This is a genomic window from Aeromonas sp. QDB63, assembly GCF_027707425.1.
Taxonomy (GTDB): Bacteria; Pseudomonadota; Gammaproteobacteria; order Enterobacterales; family Aeromonadaceae; genus Aeromonas; species Aeromonas caviae.
In genome coordinates this window covers 161,593-181,372 of record NZ_JAPCIS010000004.1, presented here as the reverse complement: position 1 = coordinate 181,372, position 19,780 = coordinate 161,593, and the positions used below count along the sequence as shown (strand labels likewise).

The window sequence follows — 19,780 nt, the reverse complement described above, 5'->3', positions numbered from 1 at the left end:
GCCACCACACTCCTTGTAACCCGTTGTTTTTCGACCCCCATTCGAAACAAGGAGCCCACCATGGCCGAACCGCTCACGCTGGCCCATGCCAATGGCAACCCCCTCTCCCTGCTCCCCGCCATGGCCAATCGCCACGGCCTCATCACCGGGGCCACCGGCACCGGCAAGACAGTCACCCTGCAGGTGCTGGCGGAGGGGTTTTCCCGCCTCGGCGTGCCGGTCTTTCTTGCCGACGTGAAGGGGGATCTGAGCGGCCTGGGCGCCGCCGGCACCCCCTCTGCCAAGCTGGATGCCCGTCTGGCCCAGCTCGGCCTTCAGGCACCCGACTTTGCCGCCAGCCCCACCCTGTTCTGGGATCTCTTCGCCGAAGAGGGCCACCCGGTGCGGGCCACCGTCTCCGACATGGGGCCTCTGTTGCTTGCACGCCTGCTCGGCCTCAACGACACCCAGAGCGGGGTGCTGGAGCTGGTGTTCAAGGTGGCGGACGACGAGGGGTTGCTGCTGCTCGATCTGAAAGACCTGCGGGCCATGGTGCAGTTTGCGGGGGAGCACGCCAAGACCCTCACCACCCGCTACGGCAATGTGTCGACCGCCTCCATCGGCGCCATCCTGCGCAACCTCCTCACCCTGGAGAGCGCGGGCGGCAATCACTTCTTCGGCGAGCCCATGCTGGACATCCAGGATCTGATGCAGACTGACGGGGCAGGCCACGGCCATATCAATGTGCTGGCCGCCGGCAAGCTCACCCAGTCCAGCCGCCTCTATGCCTGCTTCCTGCTCTGGCTGCTCTCCGAGCTGTTCGAACAGTTGCCCGAGATAGGGGATCCGGAAAAGCCCGTGCTGGTGTTCTTCTTCGACGAGGCCCACCTGCTGTTCAAGGATGCGCCCAGGGCACTGCTGGAGAAAATTGAGCTGGTGGTGCGCCTCATCCGCTCCAAGGGGGTGGGCGTCTATTTCGTGACCCAGAGTCCGGCCGACATCCCCGACAGCGTGCTGGGGCAGCTTGGCAACCGGGTGCAGCACGCCCTGCGCGCCTTCACTCCGAGCGATCAGAAGGCGGTACGCATCGCCGCCAACACCCTGCGGGCCAACCCTGCCTTCGACGCCGCCGGAGCCATCACTGAACTGGGGGTCGGGGAAGCGCTCATCTCCCTGCTCGACGAGAAGGGGCGGCCCAGCGTGGTGGAGCGCGCCTTCATCGCGCCCCCGGCCAGCCGCATCGGCCCCCTGAGCGCGGCCGAGCGCCAGGCGCTTATTCAGGGCTCATTGCTCTACGGCAGATACGACACCCAGGAGGACAGGGAGTCCGCGTTCGAGCGGCTTCAGGAGGCATCGCCCGCCGCCGATGACGAGACCGCTTCCCCACAGACCGACCAGGGCGGCGGTCTGCTGGATGCCTTGAATGGCATCCTGTTCGGTCGCACCGGCCCCCGTGGTGGCCAGCATGACGGGGTGGTGCAGACCGCCGCCAAGAGCGTGGCCCGCACCCTCGGCAACGAGGTGGGACGCCAGCTGATGCGCGGGGTGCTCGGCTCCCTGCTGGGGAGCAGCAAGCGGCGCCGCTGATGCCGGAAAATGAAAAAGCCCGCCGTGTCGGCGGGCTTTTTATGGCTGAAGCAAGGCGCTTGGCGCAGATGCGTCTCTCTTACAACACCTTGGCGATGGCGTCGCAGAGGGGATCAATGTTGGCGCGGGTGATGCCTGCCACGCTGATCCGGCCGGAGCCGACGATATAGATGGCGAATTCGCTCTTGAGGCGCTCCACCTGATCCTTGGAGAGACCGGAGAAGGAGAACATGCCGTTCTGTTCGCGGATGAAGCTGAAATCCTGGTTCACCCCCCGCTCGGCCAGCTTCTCCACCAGCAGCTCGCGCATCTCGCGAATGCGCACCCGCATGGCGGCCACTTCTTCCACCCACTCCGCATAGAGGGTCGGGTCGCTCACCACGGTGGTGACAACGGCGGCGCCGTGTGACGGCGGGTTGGAGTAGTTGGCACGAATGACGGTCTTCACCTGGGTGAAGGCGACGTCGGCCACCGCCTTGGTCGCGCAGACCAGGGTGAAGGCCCCGACCCGCTCGTTGTAGAGGCCGAAGTTCTTGGAGAAGGAGCTCGCCACCAGCAGCTCGTCGTGGCACTCGGCGAAGATGCGAAGGCCTTCGGCATCCTCTTCGATACCACGGGCAAAGCCCTGATAGGCAAAGTCAAAGAGCGGCAGCCAGCCGGCGGCGGCACTCTGCCTGGCCAGGGCGCGCCACTGCTCGGTGGTCGGGTCGATACCGGTCGGGTTGTGGCAGCAGCCGTGCAGCAGCACCAGATCCCCCGCCTGCGCGTCAGACAGGGAGGCCTGCATGGCGGCGAAGTCGAGTCCCTTGGTGGCGGCGTCGTAGTACTTGTACCACTTGACGGTCAAACCGGCCGCCTGGAACACGCTGACGTGGTTCGCCCAGGTGGGATCGGAGATCCAGATGGTCTTGGCGAGATTGTTGCGTACCACGAACTCGGCGGCGATGCGCAGGGCACCGGTACCGCCCGGCGCCTGCGCCGTCTTGGCGCGGCCGCTGGTCACCAGGGCGGCATCACGGCCGAACAGCAGTTGCTGCACGATGCGGCCGTATTCGATATTGCCTTCGATACCGAGGTAGTTCTTGGTCTTCTCGTCGGTCAAGAGCTTCTGCTCGGCTTGCTTGACGCAGTGAAGGATAGGAGTGGCACCGGTCTCATCCTTGTAGATACCGACCCCCAGATTGATCTTGTGGCTGCGAGTGTCGGCACGGAAGGCTTCGGTCAGGCCCAGGATCGGATCCGCTGGGGCGGCAACAACCTTTTCAAACATGGTATTCCCTGTAGTCCGTTGAGTTCGTTGGCTGGCAAAGTAGGTTGGCAAACAAAAGCGCCCGTCCAGGGAGCGCTTCGTCAGCTCTTTATACCACTGCCTTCCATAGGGGAAAACCGCTTTCTCTGCGCCGCCTCAACCAATCCCGTGCCAATCCGGTGCCAGGGCACACACCTCGACCGACAGACCCCGATTCGACTCCACCAGATCATTGCACTGTGCCAGCAGCGCACGGGGGATACGGCTCGGCTCCCAGGGCCGACCATCCCCCAGGGGAGCCCCGTAGGCCGCCTTGATGGGCACCAGATCCCGGGGCAGCCACCAGCTCGCCGGTCTCCCCAACCGCTGGGCCAATGCCAGTACTCTGTCGACCCCGGCCGGATCCAGGGCTGTGAGGTGGCTCCAGAGGGTCTGGGGCGGCAAGGCGGCGATCAGGGGCTCCAGCGTGCCGGGATCCTCGGCGGGATACCAGACCAGCAGGGCGTCGGCGGGCAGTGGCAACTCGGCGAAGGCGCCGACGGCATCGGTCGTGATCACCCGCTGTATCTCCCCCTCTCCCCAGAGGATCTTGCCAAGCTGCGCCAGGGTGCGGGCTGGCAGCGCCACCTCCCCCAGGGTCTGGAGCCAGGGGGCGGCATCCAGCAGGGTGCCGCCGCTGAGAAACAGGCTGAACGGCCGTGTGGCCCGCAGACGAAGGGGCAGATCACTGCAAAGCCGGATCCCCTTGTCTTCGAAGTCGATCTGCTCGATGGGGCTGAAATGACCCTCCCCCTTGCGATACAGGGCCGCCAGCACCCGCTCGTTGACCCTCTCCCCCAGTTGCCAACCGTGGGATTGCAGCCACTCCTCGGGTTCCGGCGGGGCACTGGCCATCTTCGCCAGCATCAGCTCCCGAGTCAGATAGCGGTGCCCGGCAGGGGTGAGCTCATAGTGGTGATTGCCAAGGGCCAGCAGCAACTGGTTGTCCCGAAGCATGCCGATGAGCGGCTGCCATTGACGACCGCGAACAGCCTGGGGGCTGCCGCTCAGCAACTGCTGTGCCAGCGCGCGCCACTCGGGGTGGGTGAAATCGATCAAAGACATCCTTCCCTGTCGGCAAACCATCCTTCAACGAATTGAATAATCTAGCGATTTACGACGAAGGAGCCAAGGGCGGAAAAGAGACAACGTGACCTGGCGCAGCACCGGACGTCGAAAGGAAGCGAAAGAGGTGAAAGGCAGATAAAACAAAACGGCCAAGCAAGCTTGGCCGTTTCATCAACTCTTTCACGATTCCCTATGAGAGGGAGCCTTGATTAGAAGTTGTATTGCATACCAACAGTCCACTCGTCATCTTGCTGACTCAGGCCTTGGATTTTGTATTCGGTGTAAGCTTTCAGCTTGGAGTTGAAGGCGTATTCAACACCCATGGAGGTGAAATCTACGGTGTCTTCGTAAGAAGTTACACCTTCCACTTTCGCTTCAGCGAAGTTGTAGCCAGCCAGGAAGGTCCAGGCGTCTACGTTGTAGGAAGCAGCCAGCTCGTAGCCACGCGCCTTGGCATCGTTGAAGCCGTCGAACTTGTAGGTGGATTCGTTATACAGGGCAGCGAAGTAGAAACCCTGATAGGTGTAGCTTGCGGCAACAGCCCAGTCATTCTTGTCGGTCAGATCAGCGCGACTGAAAGTACCGTTTTCGGAAGTGATGGTGAGGCTGGAGGCATCTTCGAAGCTCTTGGACTCGTAACCTGCGGCCAGACCCAGACCAAAGTCGAAGTCATAGGTTGCGCCCAGGGTGTAGCCGTGGTCCATTTTACCTTCAACACCAGACCAGCCAGCGTAGTTCGCATCATAGCTGCCGTTGTTGGTGATGTAGCCACCTTTCAGGCCAAAACCGTTCCACTGACCGTTATAGATAGCCTGACCTTCTTGACGACCATCATAGACGTTGGCCATGTCACCGTAGTCGTTGAAGATATCGGTCTTGGCGACGGTTGCATTGTAGAAAGCAGTTTCTGTCTGACCAAACAGGAACTGGCCATACTGGGAACCATCGAAGCCAGCATAGATGTGACGAACCTTCAGCTCACGCTTGTCGCTGTCATAGGAGTTTTCGGAGGCCAGTTGCCACTCAGTTTTGGCAACGCCAGACCAGGTGTCATTCAGAGCCATTTTACCGGACCAGCCCAGACGGGCATAGGTGGTCAGCTCACCATCATTCTTGGAGTAAGAATCTGCGTCTGCATCGTAGGAGTCGTACTCGCCGAAGTACTGGGCATGTACACGACCGTAGATGTCGAAGGTGGTACCGTCTTTGTCATAGATGACGGCAGCGTTAGCTGCGGATGCAAACAGAGCCGGGATAGCAATAGCCAGAATTGTCTTTTTCATAGTTTCCAATGCCTACTGTAATTAAACACTAAGTCCTTGTTATTCCCTGTGTTAGCGATGTTCTTTGCATCACTATGGCGCCGAGACTATCACCGGGTTTTCGAATCCGCAATGAAAAAACTTGGAACTTTTTATGAAAACCATAGTCACAGGGAAAAATTTGTGAGCTGAATCTCACAATGTTTGCCCCATCAGGGAAAACGTTTACAGCGATACTCTCTGCCTGAATCCCTCTTTTTTGGTGGTTTATTGCAACCCCCTGTTCCCTCATAACATATGTGCAAAGCCGGGGCTGACCCGACTGCTTCTCCCCTGCCTCGACCCGGGCCGCCTGTTGCGGGTATCCTGTTGCCATCCACACCGACACGGCCACACCTTCTTTATGCTATCGACTCGCCTCAAAGCCACCATCCGCAATACCTATCGCCAGATTGCCGATGGTTTACCCGGTTTTGTGCCGCGCAAGGAGCAGAATTTCCTGGTTGCCGAAATCGCCAAGACCCTGACGGGAGAATATGACAGGAGTCGCCGCATCCTGGTGGCCGAGGCTGGCACCGGCATCGGCAAGTCCCTCTCTTATGCCCAGGGGGCCATACCAGTGGCACGGCTGACCCAGAAGAAGCTGGTGATCTCCACCGCCACCGTGGCCCTGCAGGAGCAGCTCATCCACAAGGATCTTCCCTTTTATCACCGTCACAGCGAGCTGCCGTTTCGTTTCATGCTGGTCAAGGGGCGCCAGCGCTACTGCTGCGAGCACCTGCTGGAGCAGGCGGCAAACGGCAGCGAGATGGCCAATTTCGAACTCGACTTCGGCGCATTGAGCAAACACAAGCCATCGGACGCTGACAAAGCGTGCTACCAGGGGCTGTGGCAGGCCTACACAGAAGGCAAGTGGGACGGGGATCGGGACAACTGGCCCAAACCCATTCCGGACCCTTGCTGGGATCGCATCGCCGCCGACCGTCACACCTGCAACAAGGCCCTGAGCCACCATCAGCACTGCCCCTTCCATCGGGCCCGCAACGACATGGACGCGGCAGACGTGCTGGTGGTCAACCACGCCCTGCTGCTCTCCGACCTCACCATGGGGGGCGGCATCATATTACCGCCGCCGGACGAGTGCATCTATGTGCTGGACGAAGCCCACCACCTGCCCACCATCGCCCGGGATCACGGCGCCGCCAGCGCCAGCATCAAGGGATCCCGCCGCTGGCTGGAAAAGCTGGTGCAAAGCGCGGGCAAGCTGGCCAGGACGCTGAACAAGGAGAGCCTGCTCGACCCCCAGCTCAAACTGCAGGATGCCCTGGCCTCTCTCCAGCCGGATCTCAAGGCACTCGAGCAGTGGCTCGCCAGCAATGATCACCTCTTTGGCGGCGAGCCCCACCACAGATTCGCCGATGGGGTACTGCCGGATCCCCTGCCCATGCTGGCGGAAAACCTCAAGGAGGCGAGCAAGAAGGCACTGAGGGCGCTGGACAGAATGCAGGGGGCCATCGGCGAGGCGCTCAAGGATGGCGACATCCGTCGCAAGGAGGCCGAGCCTCTGCTGGCGGAGAGCGGTTTTCACCTGCAGCGGCTCGAGAGCTTCTGCGCCCTCTGGGAGATGCTGAGCCGCCATGTTCCCACCGGCAAGACCCCCCTCGCCCGCTGGATGGCCAGAAGCGAGGACGGGGACATCTGGTTGCACGCCTCCCCCATCGAGGTGGGGTATCTGCTGGAGGAGTGGCTCTGGTCCCGCTGTCTCGGGGCCGTGCTGGTGTCGGCGACCCTCACCGCCCTCTCCTCCTTCAGTTATTTTCGCCACCAGGTGGGGCTCAAGGAGCATGACGGCACCCGCTATCTGCGGCTGCGCTCCCCCTTCGACTACCACAAGGCCGAACTCTATCTGCCCAAGATGGCCCATGAGCCCAGTGCCCCCGCCTTCACCCAGGAGTTGATCGATACCCTGCCCCGTCTGCTGGCAGGCAAGGAGGCCAGCCTGGTGCTCTTCTCCTCCTATCGCCAGATGAACGAGGTGGCGGTGGGGCTGCGGGCCAAGGGGATGTCGCTCCTGGTACAGGGGGAAGCGTCCCGCAGCGCCCTGCTCCTCCTGCACAAACAAAAGTGCGACGGCGGCCAGGCCAGCATCCTCTTTGGCACCGGCAGCTTCTCGGAAGGGCTGGATCTGCCCGGCCACTACCTCACCAACCTGGTGATCACCAAGCTCCCCTTCGCGGTGCCCAACTCCCCCGTGGAAGAGGCGACCGCTGAGTGGATAGAGCAGCGCGGCGGCAACCCCTTCCTGCAACTGACGGTGCCGGAGGCGTCGCGCAAGCTCATCCAGGCCTGTGGCCGCCTCATCCGAAAAGAGGCGGATCGGGGGCGGGTCACCATCCTGGACCGGCGCCTGCTGACCAAGCGCTACGGCAAGGGGCTGCTGGACGCCCTCCCCCCCTTCACCCGACGCATCGAGTGACACGGCTGACGCCCGCCATGCGATCCCCTGTCTCTCATGTCAGGAGGGGGCAGGAAGATAGAAGAGCACGCTGCCCGCAGGACTCGGGGCAGCGGGATCCACACCCCGCACACCGGAAGGCGCCATAAACGGCTATTGCCGCTGTGGGGCAAACCTGTAAAAATGACCCCCTATTTTTCAGTGGGCAATTGCCTGACTGTTCAAGGAGATGAAATGAAACTGACTGTTCTGGTACCGGCCCTGGCTGGTCTGTTGTGGGCAGGTAGCGCCCTGGCCGCTAGCCAACTGGAAATTACGAATCCCTATGTCATCCAGCTGCTCGATGGCGAACCCGTCAACCCCCAGCTGCTCGACAAAGCCACCGTCTTCTCCCTGGAGCCCGGCAGGCACCAGGTCGTGGTCGCCTTCGAGGGCAACTACTCCAGCCGCAGTGAAACCAAGCTGGTCACCGCCGAGCCCCTGGTGATCAACTTCACCGCCGCCGACAACCAGCAACTCTTCCTCGACTTCAAGAAGCCCCGCAAGGAAGAAGAAGCCAAGCGTTTCGTCAAGGAACAGAACGTCGTTCTGAAAGACAAATCCACCGGCCAGGTCCTGAAATCCGAGCAGTTCGTCATGCCGACCGTGGGTGGCTTCCAGCTGACCCGTGACTATCAGCAGGAGCTGCTGAAGATGGGCAAGGCCTTCAACCAGCCCAAGACCGTTTCCGTCTCCACCGCCGCCGTGATGGCTGCCGCCAGCGCACCGGTGGAAGTGGCCCCGAGCAAGGCCATGAGCAACCCGGAAGCCCTGACCCAGCTGCAGAGCTGGTACAACAAGGCCGATGCGGAGACCCGCAAAGCCTTCCAGATCTGGGTGATCCAGCAGCAGTAAGGCGCATCGCACGCCTGCATCGAGGGGAGCCTGGCTCCCCTTTTTCATACCCGTTCATGGCCGATGCTTCATGTCACTGCGCATCTTCTATCACCCCCACTACTCCGCCCTGACACTGCCCGAGCGTCACCGCTTCCCCCTGGCCAAGTACCAGGCGCTGTTTGAACGCCTCGTCGCCCTCGACTATCCGCTGGCACAGGCCACCCCTGCCAGCCGTGAGCAGATAGAGAAGGTGCACGATGCGGCCTATGTACAGGCCGCCCTCGCCGGCACCCTCGATGAAGGGGCCATTCGCCGGCTCGGCTTTCCCTGGTCTCCCCTGCTGATAGAACGTACCATGCACTCGGTCGGCGCCACCCTGGCCGCCAGCCGCCACGCCCTTGCGCAGGGCTGCGGACTGCAGATCTCCGGTGGCTACCACCACGCACACCGGGGATTTGGCAGCGGCTTCTGCCTCTTCAACGACCTTGTGATCGCAGCGCGAACCTGCCTGGACGAGGGACTCTGCGAGCGGGTACTGATCGTGGATCTCGATGTCCATCAGGGAGATGGCAGCGCCGCCCTGTGCACGGGCAGCCGTGACATCATCACCCTCTCCCTGCACGGGGAACACAACTTCCCCCGCCACAAGCCAGCCTCCCATCTGGACTTTCCCCTGCCAAGCGGCATGGAGGACGACGCCTATCTCGAGACCCTGGACCAGGCCCTCGCCCTGGCTCATCGCCTCTACGCCCCTGACTTCATCCTCTATCAGGCCGGGGTGGATGTGCACCGGGACGACGAGCTAGGCTACCTCTCCCTGAGCGACTCCGGCGTGCGCCAGCGCGATGCCATGGTCTTTGACTCTGCGCTTCGCCACGGGCTGCCCATCACCGCCGTACCGGGAGGGGGTTACCGGCGAGACTGGCAGCAGTTGATCCCGCTGCACCTCTCGCTCTTTGAAGTAGCAAGGCACCGGTTTGGTTGAGCGGCACCACCCGGCCCATGACGAAAAAGAGGCGACCCTTGGGTCGCCTCTTCTATATCAGTGCACAGGGATGATGACGCCGTCTGCCCTCAGGCATGGGCCATTGGCGTCGGGTGCTCGCCCATCTTGCGCAGCAGCATCAGCAGATAGACCAGGGAGACCCCGGCAATCACCATGAACAGCAAATGATCCGAGTAGTGCTGCATCAGGAGCGCCGTCAGGGTGGGCCCGAGCAGGCTGCCGATGGTGTAGCTCAGCAGCAGCGCCTGGTTCATGGCCACCAGTTGATGCTGCTCCACCTTCTCGCAGGCCCAGGCCATGGCCACCGGGTAGAGCGTGAAGCCCGCGGCCCCCAGAATGAACAGCGTCGGTCCCATGGCCGCGTTGCCGAGCATCGCCATGGCCCCCAGGATCACCACCAGCACCTGTACCCGCAGCACCGGCAGGCGCCCGAAACGATCAGCCAGACGCCCCACCGGCCATTGCCCCAGGATGCCTGCGCTCACCATCACCGCCATCCAGTAGCCGATGGCCCCGTCGCTCACCCCCTGGTGGTTCAGATAGAGCGGCATCAGACCATAAAGCACCCCCAGCACGATGCCGGAGAGGATGCAGCCGTTCACCCCCAGACGCGCCTGACGCATGCGCAGCATCGGCCAGACCGGAGTCCTGGCCTGGTGGTTCCCTGACGGACTGGCGATGCGGGTGAACAAGAGCGGCAGCATGGCCGCCAACACCAGGGCGGTCAGCCAGGGCAGCACCGCCATCAGCGACGTCGGCACCTTGCTCACCAGCAGTTGCCCAAGCACAGTGCCCACGTAATAGACCATCATGTAGGCAGCCAGCAGGCGACCCCGATTGCGGGCGTTGCCGCTGCACATCAGCGCGCTCTCCACCACCACCCAGATCATGGCGCAGCCGACCCCGGCGATGAATCGCCAGGCGAGCCAGCTCCAGAACGCCAGGGTAATGCCGAGCCCGACGCAGCCTGCGGCAAAGAGCGCACTGGCCAGGTAGTAACTGCGATTGAAGCCGCAGCGGGCGATGAGTCTGCCCGCCAGCAGGGTTCCCAGCAGGTTGCCGGTGAAATAGGAGGAGCCGACCATGCCGACCTGCCAGGTGGGCAGATGCTCATGGGCGAGCCAGAGCGGCACCAGGGTATTCAATACCGCGATGGCCAGGGTCAGCAACAGCAGGCCACAGAGCAGGAGCAGCACCGGGCGGGAGTATGTGGTCATGGATAGAACCGTGGGGAGAGGCAAAATGCGAGCGCATCATGCCACCGCCTGTGCCTTTGTCAATCGGCACTGAGGCCGGGTCGCAAGGTTTTTCTGCCCACCGTGATGGCAACGCGGCACGGCCCTCCCCTGACGGGAGCCTCATCCCCTTGATTGGCCGGCACGTTGGTCATGATAAGGAGAAGCGGGCGGTTGAATATCGCCCCTGTGCCTCCCTCACGCCAGAGCGCCATGACCAGAAGAGGCGACCCAGGGCCGCCTCTTCTTGTTATCAAGCACAACCTATCGTGCACAACGCCGGTCAGCGCTGGCGCTTCTTGGCGTACTTGCGACGAGCCCGGGCCTGGCGCTCCTCTTCCCGCTTCGCCTTCTCCCTGGCTTTCTGCTCAGCCTCGGCCTCGGCTTCCACTATCTCGACGCTCACCATCTCTGGCGTCTCCAGGGAGATCCGCCCCAGCATGCCGGACCGGAATTCATTGACCAGGATTTCCGAGGCCTTGTGCAGATCCGCAAGCCCCCCCTTGCGCATGAAGCCGCGCTGACGGGCAATGAGATCCAGCAGCTCGATCTCGGTCTCCGGCAGCTCGCTCAGCTGGTAGCGTGCCTTGATGCGCTCCGGATAGGCCTTGATGAAGTAGTCGGCGGCAAACATGGCGATGTCGGCGTAATCGAAGACGGTATCCTTGATGGCCGCCGTGATCGCCAGTCGATAACCGCAGGAGGGCGGGTTGAGCTTGGGCCACAGGAAGCCAGGGGTGTCCGTCAGGATGACGTGGTTGTCGAGCTTGATCCGCTGCTGGGACTTGGTCACCCCCGCCTCGTTGCCGGTCTTGGCGATGATGCGCCCCGCCAGGGTGTTGATCAGGGTGGACTTGCCCACGTTGGGGATGCCCATGATCATGGCGCGCACCCCGCGCAGCTCGAAGTTGCGCTCCGGCAGCATCTCGTGGCACAGGGTCAGCAGTTGCTTGATCATCGTAGGCTCCTGCTGGGTCAGGGGCAGAGCCTTGATCCCCTTCTCCTGCTCCATGTGGGCCACCCACAGCGCGGTGATCTCGGGGTCGGCAAGGTCTGCCTTGTTGAGCACCTTGATCACCGGCGTCTCCCCGCGCAGCTCCGGCACCAGGGGGTTCTCGCTGGAGAAGGGGATGCGGGCGTCGAGCATCTCGATGATGACATCGACCTGGGGCATGACCTCTGCAATCTCTTTGCGGGCCTTGTGCATGTGGCCGGGGAACCAGTTGATGGACATATCCGTTACTCTCTCATTGGCATGCGGTCCCCTCTCGGGGCTGCGGGCGCTCGGGGTTGCGGGTGCGTGGTGATGCGCCAGACCGCTGGCACTCATCGCAAGGGGGCGCATTTTACCTGCTGCGGCCCCGATTTGACAGGCTATTCTGGCCGGGTGTTGTCACCCGGGTGGCCGGATGCCCGCCACGCCACCGGGAGGTGAGTGGCAGAACACAATCAACATAACCCATTGATATAAGATAACATTTGCAAGGCGCTTTCACCGTATTGTCATCTCTCTTCACTAAAAGTGTCATCTGCCCCCTCTAGGCTGCGCTCAGGTTTCACAAGGAGCGAACCCCAATGAGAAAGATGGCAGGACTTGCAGTGATGATAGGCGCCGCCCTGGCCGCCGGCTGCAACTCCAACAACGACAGCAACACCCCGGAACCCAGCGCCAAGAACGTGATCTTCTTCCTCGGCGACGGCATGGGTCTCAACACCCTGACCGCCTCCCGGATCTATGGCGTCGGCGAAGAGGGCAGCCTCACCATCGACACCCTGCCGGAAACGGCCTTCATCAAGACCTTCTCCCACGATGCTCAGGTGACCGACTCGGCCCCCTCCATGGCGGCCTACATGACCGGGGTCAAGAGCAACAACGGCGTCATCAGCATGGACAGCGACGCCACCCAGGAGAGCGATTGCAGCCAGAGCGGCGGCAAAGCGGTGACCACCCTGCTGGAGCTGGCCAAGGCCGATGGCCGTGGCACCGGCGTGGTCACCACCACCCGGGTCACCCACGCCACCCCGGCCGCCACCTATGCCCATATCTGCAACCGGGACCTGGAGGCTGATATCGCCGTCCAGATGGTGCCGGGGGGCAGCGGTTACAACAGCGCCCTGAAGGAGGGGCTGGACGTGGTGCTCGGGGGCGGCAGCAGCTTCTTCCTGCCCAGCGCCGACAAGGGCAAGCGGACCGATGGTCGCAACCTCATCGACGAGATGAAGGCGAAGGGCTATCAGTTTGCCGCCACCCTGGACGAGCTGAACCAGGCCGATGCGAGCAAGCCGCTGCTGGGCCTGTTTGGCTCAAGCCACATGAAATATGACCTGGACCGGCCCGCCAGCGAGCCGTCACTGGCCCAGATGACCCTGGCTGCCATCAAGCAGCTCAAGGGCAAAGAGAAGGGCTACTTCCTAATGGTGGAAGGGGGGCGTATCGACCACGCCCTGCACGACACCAACGCCAAGCGCGCCCTGCAGGATACCCTCGCCTTCGACAACGCCATCCTGGCCGCCATCAATGAAGTGAAGAAAACCGATCCCGAGCTGAAAAACACCCTGATCGTGGTCACCGCCGACCATGACCACACGCTTGTGCTCAACGGGTACGCCAAGCGCACCGGCAAGACCACGGCAGGCAATGCGGGCGTGCTCGGGCTGGTGAAGAACTACGAGACCGGCGAGCCAAGCAAGGATAGCGATGGCATGCCCTACACCATCATCGGCTTTGGCAACGGCTACAACCGAGTGGATGGCCCGCGCAGCAGCGTGGCGGCCCTCGACGACGCCACCACCTCCGCCGACGACTATCACCAGGAGGTGGTGGTCAAGGTGGGCGAGATAGGCAACGAGACCCACGGCGGTACCGATGTCTTCCTCGGCGCCATCGGCCAGGGGGCGGAGCGCTTCCACGGCTCTCTCGACAACACCGCCGTGTTCGGCAAGATCAAGGCTGCGGCCAAGCTGTAAGGGATTATCAGGATGAACATCACCATGAAAAAGACGCTGGTCTGCACCGCCCTGCTCGGCACGCTTGGCGGCCTCTCCCAGGCGCACGCCGCCGATGCCAAGAACGTCATCCTCTTTATCGGTGACGGCATGGGTCCCACCGTGCTCACCGCCACCCGCCTGTTCAAGGTGGGGGAAGAGGGGGATCTCGAGATGATGAAACTGCCCCAGAGCGCGCGCATCAAGACCTTCTCCCACGATGCCCAGACCACGGACTCCGCCCCCTCCATGGCGGCCTACACCACCGGCGTCAAGATGAACAACGAGGTGATCGCCATGAGCAGCGACACCAGGGCCGTGGCACCGTCCAAGGATGCCAACGGCAACAAGGGCATCAACAACTGCACCAGCGACAACGGAAGCCCGGTGCCCACCATTCTCGAGCTGGCCAAGGCAGCCGGCAAGTCGGTGGGAGCCGTCACGACCACGGAGCTCACCCATGCCACCCCGGCGGCGACCTATTCCCATATCTGCCACCGGGATGCGGCCTACGCCATCGCCGAGCAGGCGGTACCGGGCGGCGCCGGCTTCAACCAGGCGCTGGGGGATGGGGTCGATGTGCTGATGGGGGGCGGCGCCAACCACTGGACGCCCTACAGCGCCAGCAACAAGGGCGGCCGGGCCGACGGCCGGGATCTCACCGCCGAGCTGACCGCCCGGGGCTACCGCTATGTCACCACCAAGGATGAGCTCTCTGCTGTCAACTCGGGCAAGGTGCTGGGGCTGTTCAGCACCAAATCCCACCTCGACTACGAACTGGACCGCGTCGCCAAGGGGGCGGCTAGTACCCAGCCGTCCCTCTCCGAGATGACCGCCAAGGCGATCGATCTGCTCAGCCAGAACAGCCAGGGCTACTTCCTGATGGTGGAGGGGGGACGTATCGACCACGCCCTGCATGCCACCAACGCCAAGCGATCCCTGACCGATGCGGTGGCGCTGGACGAGGCGGTCAAGACGGCCCTCGGCAAAGTGGATTTGAGCGATACCCTGATCGTGGTCACCGCCGACCACGACCACACCATGACCATCAACGGCTATTCAGCCAAGGGCAACAAGGTGCTGGATCTGGTCAAGAACGCCGATGGCTCGACCCAGAACGACGCGGACGGCAAGCCGTTCACTACCCTGGTATTCGGCAACGGCCCCAACCGCCAGGACCAGCGTCCCACCCTCACCAGCGATGAGGTGATGGCGGATGACTACCTACAGGAGACCGGGGTCAAGCTCGGCTCCGAGACTCACGGCGGCGGAGATGTGATGCTGTTCGCGGGCGGCGCAGGCAGCAGCCAGTTCAAGGGCACCCTCGACAACACCCGGGTGTTCGGCAAGCTCAGGGAGGCCCTCGGCCTGTGATAAAGGGGCCCGGCACCTCGCCGGGCACCTTTTCCGTCGAGCGAGAGACGATGATGAAATATCTGCTTTCTTTATGGCTGCTGGGCAGCGCCCTCTCCTTCCCCCTCCTGGCCGACGAGGTGCCCGATCTGGCCGCCCGCATCCGCTACGTGGACAGGGTGACCGGCAGCGACGGCATCACCCGGGAGAGCCAGTGGCAGGAGAAGTGGCTGCGGGTCGGTGACCAGGTGTGGAGCCAGCGGCTCATTCCCGTTCCCCTGGCCCGTGCCTATCACGCCACCCATGATGCCCGCCCCGGCCACAAACACTTCACTCACCAGATGGCGGCACGCTGGGTCACCCGCAGCGAGGGAGACGCACTCCAGTTGCGCTACGCCGATGCCTGGCACAACCAGCTGGTGGAGGTACCGCAGGAGGAGTACGGCCAGGTGGCCTTCAAACCGGAGTGGGCGCGGATCCGCCACCTCATCAACCCTTCCCTGTTAGAGGGAATGACACCGCTGGATGAGGCCGCCCCCGACCAGGCGAACTGGTATGAGACCCGCGAAGGTCGCCAGCGTACCCGCATCCTCTGGTCGAGCCGCTGGCAGTTGCCCCTGGTGGTGGAGTCGGCAAGCCTCGACGGTTATCGCAGCTACCGGATGGAGGTGACGCTCAAGCCGCTGCCAAAGACCCTCCCCTGGCAGCAACTGGCAGGGTACCAGACCCTGGATCTGCGGGATTTCTTCGACTGATCCCCCCAGGCTGCAATCGCCTGGCTGACATGACGTAACGGGATGTTACACTCTCTGTACTCATCCCGGACCCGAACATCCATGCGCCTTGTTACTCTGCTTCTGCTGCTCTCCCCTCTGATCGTCTGCGCCTTTTCGGCCCGTGCCGTGGTCGTCGTGGCCGCGGACATTCCCCCCTATGTGATCCGCGCCCAGCAGGGTGCGCCGAGCGGCATGGCCATCGAGGTGCTGGAGGAGGCTGCCCGCCGCCTCGGGGAACCGCTCGAGATCGAGTTGATGCCGCTGGCTCGCGCCCTCAGCCAGGCCAGCCACCGCCCGGATGTCCTGTTGTTGCCCCCGGCCCGAAATACCCAGCGCGAACCACTGTTTCTCTGGATTGCCCCCCTGCTGGAGGAGGCCTTCGTGCTGGTCAGCCATCGCCGTCACCATCCAGCGCCGCTCTCCATGAAGACGTTGCCTGGCCTCACCGTTGGCGTGATGCGTGGCTCCCATAGCCAGAGCCTGATCCAGCCGCTGACAGGGGTGACCCAGGAGCTGGTCACCGAGGAGGTCAGCAACGCCAGCAAGCTGGCGCGCGGCCGCATCCAGGCCTGGGCGGTGGCCTGGAACACCGCCCGTTACAACCAGCAGCGGGCGGGTCTGCCGCTCCCGGATCTGGTGCGGGGCGAGACCTTGCAGCAGAGCACCCTCTACCTGGCCGCCAGTCCCCGCTTCTCCCGCAGCGAGGCGCTGCGCTGGCGCCGGGTCATTCAGGAAATGAGGGAGGATGGCAGTCTCGCGCGCATCCTGCACCAGTACGATTACCAGGCTCCCTGATGAGAAAGTCAGCCCAATTGCCAAACCACCCCAGAATGGTTATGGTATCTCCATGAAAGCAATCATGATTTTTTCCAGTACGCTCACACCCCGCTGAGCCCCCGCCCTCGCCCCGCTGCGCGAGTCGCTCGGGGGCATCGCTTTTGCTGTCTGCTTTTTACCCTTGCACCGTTTTTTGTCGACCAGTCTGCCCGTCATCCTGGTCCCTTCAGTCCTTGATAAGGAAATACCCTATGAAACAGCCTCATCTCGTCATCTCCAGCCTGGATCTGGATCGCATCGAACAGCTGCTTGGCAACCACCCCCAGCACCTTGCCCTGCAAGAGGAGCTGGATCGCGCCGAGATCCGCGAACCCGCCGACATGCCGCCGGACGTGGTGACCATGAACAGCACGGTGCGCTTCAAGATGCAAAACAGCGGCAACGACTTCTGCCTGACGCTGGTCTATCCGAAGGATGTGCAGGGGGACGAATCGAAGATCTCCGTGCTGGCGCCAGTGGGCAGCGCCCTGCTGGGGCTCAAGGTGGGTGACAGCATCGCCTGGCCGGGGCCGGCCGGTCGCACCATCCAGGTGGAGATCCTGGAAGTGGTCTATCAGCCGGAACGCGCGGGGGAGTTGCACCGCTGACAGGCTGCCAGGCTGCCATTCAGATCTGATGCGACCAGGTGGCTGACTCGGTATGCCTTTGTCCGGTCGGAGTCAAGGGCCACCGGCCGGGCATGACCTGACGGGGGATCAGGCCCCCTGACAGATCCGGTTCTTGCCCTCCCGCTTGGCCTGATAGAGAGCGCGATCTGCCTGGCTGAACAGGGTGTCAAAGTGCCATTCGCGGGCGCTGGGCGCCCACCCCAGGCTGGCCGTCACCCGGACCCCCTTCAGCCCCAGCGTTTCTATCCCCTGGCGGATCTGCTCGCAGCGCGCCTGCTGGGCCAGGGGGTCCCGCTCGGGCAACAGCAACACAAACTCTTCCCCGCCGAAGCGGCTGGCCACCAGATCCCGCTGGCCGGCAAGATAGCGACCCACCGCCTCCAGCACCCTGTCCCCGGTCTCGTGACCGTGGCGATCATTGATCTGCTGAAGTCGTCGAGATCCAGCACCACCAGCGCCCCCAGCCTTGCCATCGTCACGCAGTGATCCATGAAGCCGCGCCGGTTCAGGAGGCCGGTCAGGGGATCCTGGCTGGCCTGTCGACGCAGGGCCAGGGCCCGGTACTGGGTACAGAGCAGCAGCACCCCGAAGGTCGACAGATAGTTGCCCATCAGCATGGAGAGGAAGGGGAGCACATTGACCGCATGCTGATCCATCAGGACCCGCACCTCGCCGCCGAGCAGGGCCCCCATGTGCACCAGATTGAAACCGTAGAGCAGGATGTTGACCACGGTGAACACCAGCACCGCAGGCAGATAGTCAGGGTAGCCATGGCGCCAGATGAGCCAGACAATCACCGCCCCCACCATCATGTAGCTCAGGCAGGCCAGCAGCACCCGGGGGGCCATCTTGTCGTTGAAGATGACGCTCCAGCAGAGGATCAGCAGATAGACCAGCATGAAGAGGGTGAAGGCCCGCCAGTTTGGCGGCTCCCCGAAGAAGCGCTGGATGGCGAGTGGCATCAGGGCGAGGCAGAAGGTGATGAGCAGGTTGGCCAGCCAGATCCCCGCGATATGGGGGGAAAATGCCTGCATGAAGAAGAGCGATTGCGCCGCCAGGGCACAGAGGCTGGACCACCACCAGAGCCCGAGACCGGGTATTTCCCTGTGGGTCGACCAGATGATGGAGAGGGTGATGAATCCCAGGCTGTAGCCCCCGAGGGCCATCAACATCAGGGTAAATACGTCCAGATTGAGCAGAATTGAGGCGTCCATTCCCGAACCTTCCAATGGGGATGGCTGAGTATATGGGAAGCCCATGACAAGACACAGAGGGAGCCTATTGGCCGGGCAAAAATATTTGCCCGGCTCGCACGCCCCATTCCCCGTGAAGCGTGCCGGACAACGCCCTGTCTGTGCCCGGATTTTCCACCGAGACGGCCGCCGGATATTTTGCACTTGAACCGGCGCCATTAGATAGATATGTTGTTTTCATGTGGTTTTATGAGTCACCACGACGGATAAAAGTCTCCATAACTTATTGAGTCTTCTGGCACAAACAGGTTTTGGTACATTTTTCATCCAACGAACCATTCATAGAATCTCATATGGGGCTTTTGCCCCGACCAAGACAATAATCCTGTCTTGCCTGCTGCCGGATGCAGCAGTCTCTTGTGCCATGGAGTCGCACGGGAGCAGGTTCAAGGCCGACCACATTTACGACAGAGACGTCATTTATGATCAAAAAACTCATTCTTTCTACCCTGCTGCTGTGCGGGCTGGCCAACGCCGCGCCCACTTCCACCCTGGATGCCGTGCTGGAGCGCGGTGTGCTGCGGGTCGGCTTCGATGCCGGCTATCAACCCTTCGAGATGACCAACAAGCAGGGCCAGTACATCGGCTTTGACGTGGATCTCGCCAAGATGGTCGCCAAGGAGATGGGCGTGAAGGTGGAGTTCGTCAACACCGCCTGGGACGGCATCATCCCCGCGCTCTTGACCGACAAATTCGACGTCATCATGGGCGGCATGACCGTCACTCCCCAGCGCAACCTGCGCGTGAACTTTGCCGATCCCTACATCGTCGTCGGCCAGACCATCGTGCTTCGCAAAGACAAGGCGGGCGAAATCAAATCCTTCCAGGACCTCAACGATCCCAAATACAAGATCGCGGTCAAACTCGGCACTACGGGTGAGCAAGCGGTCAAGCGCATGATCCCCAAAGCCACCCTGCTGCAGTTTGAAACCCAGGATGACGCCAAGCTGGAAGTGATCAACGGCAAGGTGGATGCCTTCGTCTACGACCTGCCCTACAACGCCATCTTCGCGTCCCAGAACCAGGGCGCCGTGGTGCACCTCGACAAGCCGTTCACCTTCGAGCCGCTGGCCTGGGCCATCCGCAAGGGGGATCAGGACACCCTCAACTGGTTCAACAACTACCTGCGCCAGATCAAGGGTGACGGCAGCTACGACCGTCTCTACAAGAAGTGGTTTGAATCCACCGCCTGGCTGAACCAGCTCAAATAAC

At 62.5% G+C, this 19,780-nt stretch carries 15 protein-coding genes and 1 pseudogene; 10 read left to right on the top strand and 6 right to left on the bottom strand.

What is annotated here, in order from left to right; all coding sequences use genetic code 11:
• The first annotated feature begins 60 nt into the window (after nt 1–60).
• Nucleotides 61–1,566, top strand: a complete 1,506-nt coding sequence (locus PG879_RS04770) for a helicase HerA-like domain-containing protein (RefSeq protein ID WP_010675239.1) — start codon at nt 61–63, stop codon at nt 1,564–1,566.
• Between the two features lie 79 nt (nt 1,567–1,645).
• On the opposite strand, the gene PG879_RS04765 is transcribed toward PG879_RS04770, so the two are convergent.
• The 3 genes from PG879_RS04765 to PG879_RS04755 form a co-directional block, all read right to left on the bottom strand.
• On the bottom strand, nt 1,646–2,836 hold the full coding sequence (locus tag PG879_RS04765) for an amino acid aminotransferase (RefSeq protein WP_111896752.1): 1,191 nt from the start codon (nt 2,834–2,836) through the stop codon (nt 1,646–1,648).
• 135 nt (nt 2,837–2,971) lie between these two features.
• Nucleotides 2,972–3,913: a hypothetical protein gene (locus PG879_RS04760; RefSeq protein ID WP_162726181.1), complete on the bottom strand. Its 942-nt coding sequence runs from the start codon at nt 3,911–3,913 to the stop codon at nt 2,972–2,974.
• Between the two features lie 218 nt (nt 3,914–4,131).
• Entirely contained in the window at nt 4,132–5,205 is a 1,074-nt protein-coding gene (locus PG879_RS04755) for a porin (protein WP_113070051.1), read from the bottom strand.
• 382 nt (nt 5,206–5,587) lie between these two features.
• On the opposite strand from PG879_RS04755, the gene dinG reads away from it, so the two are divergent.
• The 3 genes from dinG to PG879_RS04740 all read left to right on the top strand — a co-directional run bounded on the left by dinG (nt 5,588) and on the right by PG879_RS04740 (nt 9,500).
• Nucleotides 5,588–7,660: an ATP-dependent DNA helicase DinG gene (dinG, locus tag PG879_RS04750; RefSeq protein WP_043153863.1), complete on the top strand. Its 2,073-nt coding sequence runs from the start codon at nt 5,588–5,590 to the stop codon at nt 7,658–7,660.
• A gap of 213 nt (nt 7,661–7,873) precedes the next feature.
• Nucleotides 7,874–8,533 (top strand): YccT family protein, encoded by a 660-nt coding sequence (locus PG879_RS04745; protein WP_039040268.1) that lies wholly within the window; start codon nt 7,874–7,876, stop codon nt 8,531–8,533.
• 70 nt (nt 8,534–8,603) lie between these two features.
• Complete coding sequence (locus tag PG879_RS04740; protein ID WP_111896755.1) at nt 8,604–9,500, top strand: histone deacetylase family protein; 897 nt, start codon at nt 8,604–8,606, stop codon at nt 9,498–9,500.
• A gap of 89 nt (nt 9,501–9,589) precedes the next feature.
• Here PG879_RS04740 and PG879_RS04735 read toward each other — a convergent pair whose 3' ends face one another.
• Together PG879_RS04735 and ylqF are read right to left on the bottom strand one after the other, a co-directional pair.
• On the bottom strand, nt 9,590–10,738 hold the full coding sequence (locus PG879_RS04735) for an MFS transporter (RefSeq protein ID WP_111896756.1): 1,149 nt from the start codon (nt 10,736–10,738) through the stop codon (nt 9,590–9,592).
• Between the two features lie 301 nt (nt 10,739–11,039).
• Entirely contained in the window at nt 11,040–11,990 is a 951-nt protein-coding gene (gene ylqF / locus PG879_RS04730) for a ribosome biogenesis GTPase YlqF (RefSeq protein ID WP_210599815.1), read from the bottom strand.
• 341 nt (nt 11,991–12,331) lie between these two features.
• Between ylqF and PG879_RS04725 the strand changes: the two genes are divergently transcribed.
• From PG879_RS04725 to rnk, 5 genes are all read left to right on the top strand, one after another.
• Nucleotides 12,332–13,723 carry an alkaline phosphatase gene (locus PG879_RS04725; protein WP_041214887.1) on the top strand — a complete coding sequence of 464 codons (1,392 nt, stop codon included), beginning with the start codon at nt 12,332–12,334 and terminating at the stop codon, nt 13,721–13,723.
• A gap of 24 nt (nt 13,724–13,747) precedes the next feature.
• A complete protein-coding gene (locus PG879_RS04720) occupies nt 13,748–15,115 on the top strand; it encodes an alkaline phosphatase (RefSeq protein ID WP_174218574.1) in 1,368 nt (455 codons plus the stop codon).
• Nucleotides 15,116–15,165: 50 nt separating this feature from the next.
• Complete coding sequence (locus PG879_RS04715; RefSeq protein WP_029314749.1) at nt 15,166–15,849, top strand: hypothetical protein; 684 nt, start codon at nt 15,166–15,168, stop codon at nt 15,847–15,849.
• A gap of 81 nt (nt 15,850–15,930) precedes the next feature.
• The gene (locus PG879_RS04710) at nt 15,931–16,665 is read left to right on the top strand and encodes a substrate-binding periplasmic protein (protein ID WP_210599816.1); all 735 of its coding nucleotides are present in this window, start codon (nt 15,931–15,933) and stop codon (nt 16,663–16,665) included.
• Nucleotides 16,666–16,898: 233 nt separating this feature from the next.
• Nucleotides 16,899–17,294 (top strand): nucleoside diphosphate kinase regulator, encoded by a 396-nt coding sequence (gene rnk / locus PG879_RS04705; RefSeq protein ID WP_010675253.1) that lies wholly within the window; start codon nt 16,899–16,901, stop codon nt 17,292–17,294.
• A 108-nt stretch (nt 17,295–17,402) separates the two neighbouring features.
• On the opposite strand, the pseudogene PG879_RS20505 reads toward rnk, so the two are convergent.
• Nucleotides 17,403–18,529 (bottom strand): annotated as a pseudogene (locus tag PG879_RS20505) (GGDEF domain-containing protein).
• Between the two features lie 461 nt (nt 18,530–18,990).
• On the opposite strand from PG879_RS20505, the gene PG879_RS04695 reads away from it, so the two are divergent.
• Nucleotides 18,991–19,779 carry a transporter substrate-binding domain-containing protein gene (locus tag PG879_RS04695; protein WP_010675255.1) on the top strand — a complete coding sequence of 263 codons (789 nt, stop codon included), beginning with the start codon at nt 18,991–18,993 and terminating at the stop codon, nt 19,777–19,779.
• Nucleotide 19,780 lies beyond the last annotated feature (1 nt).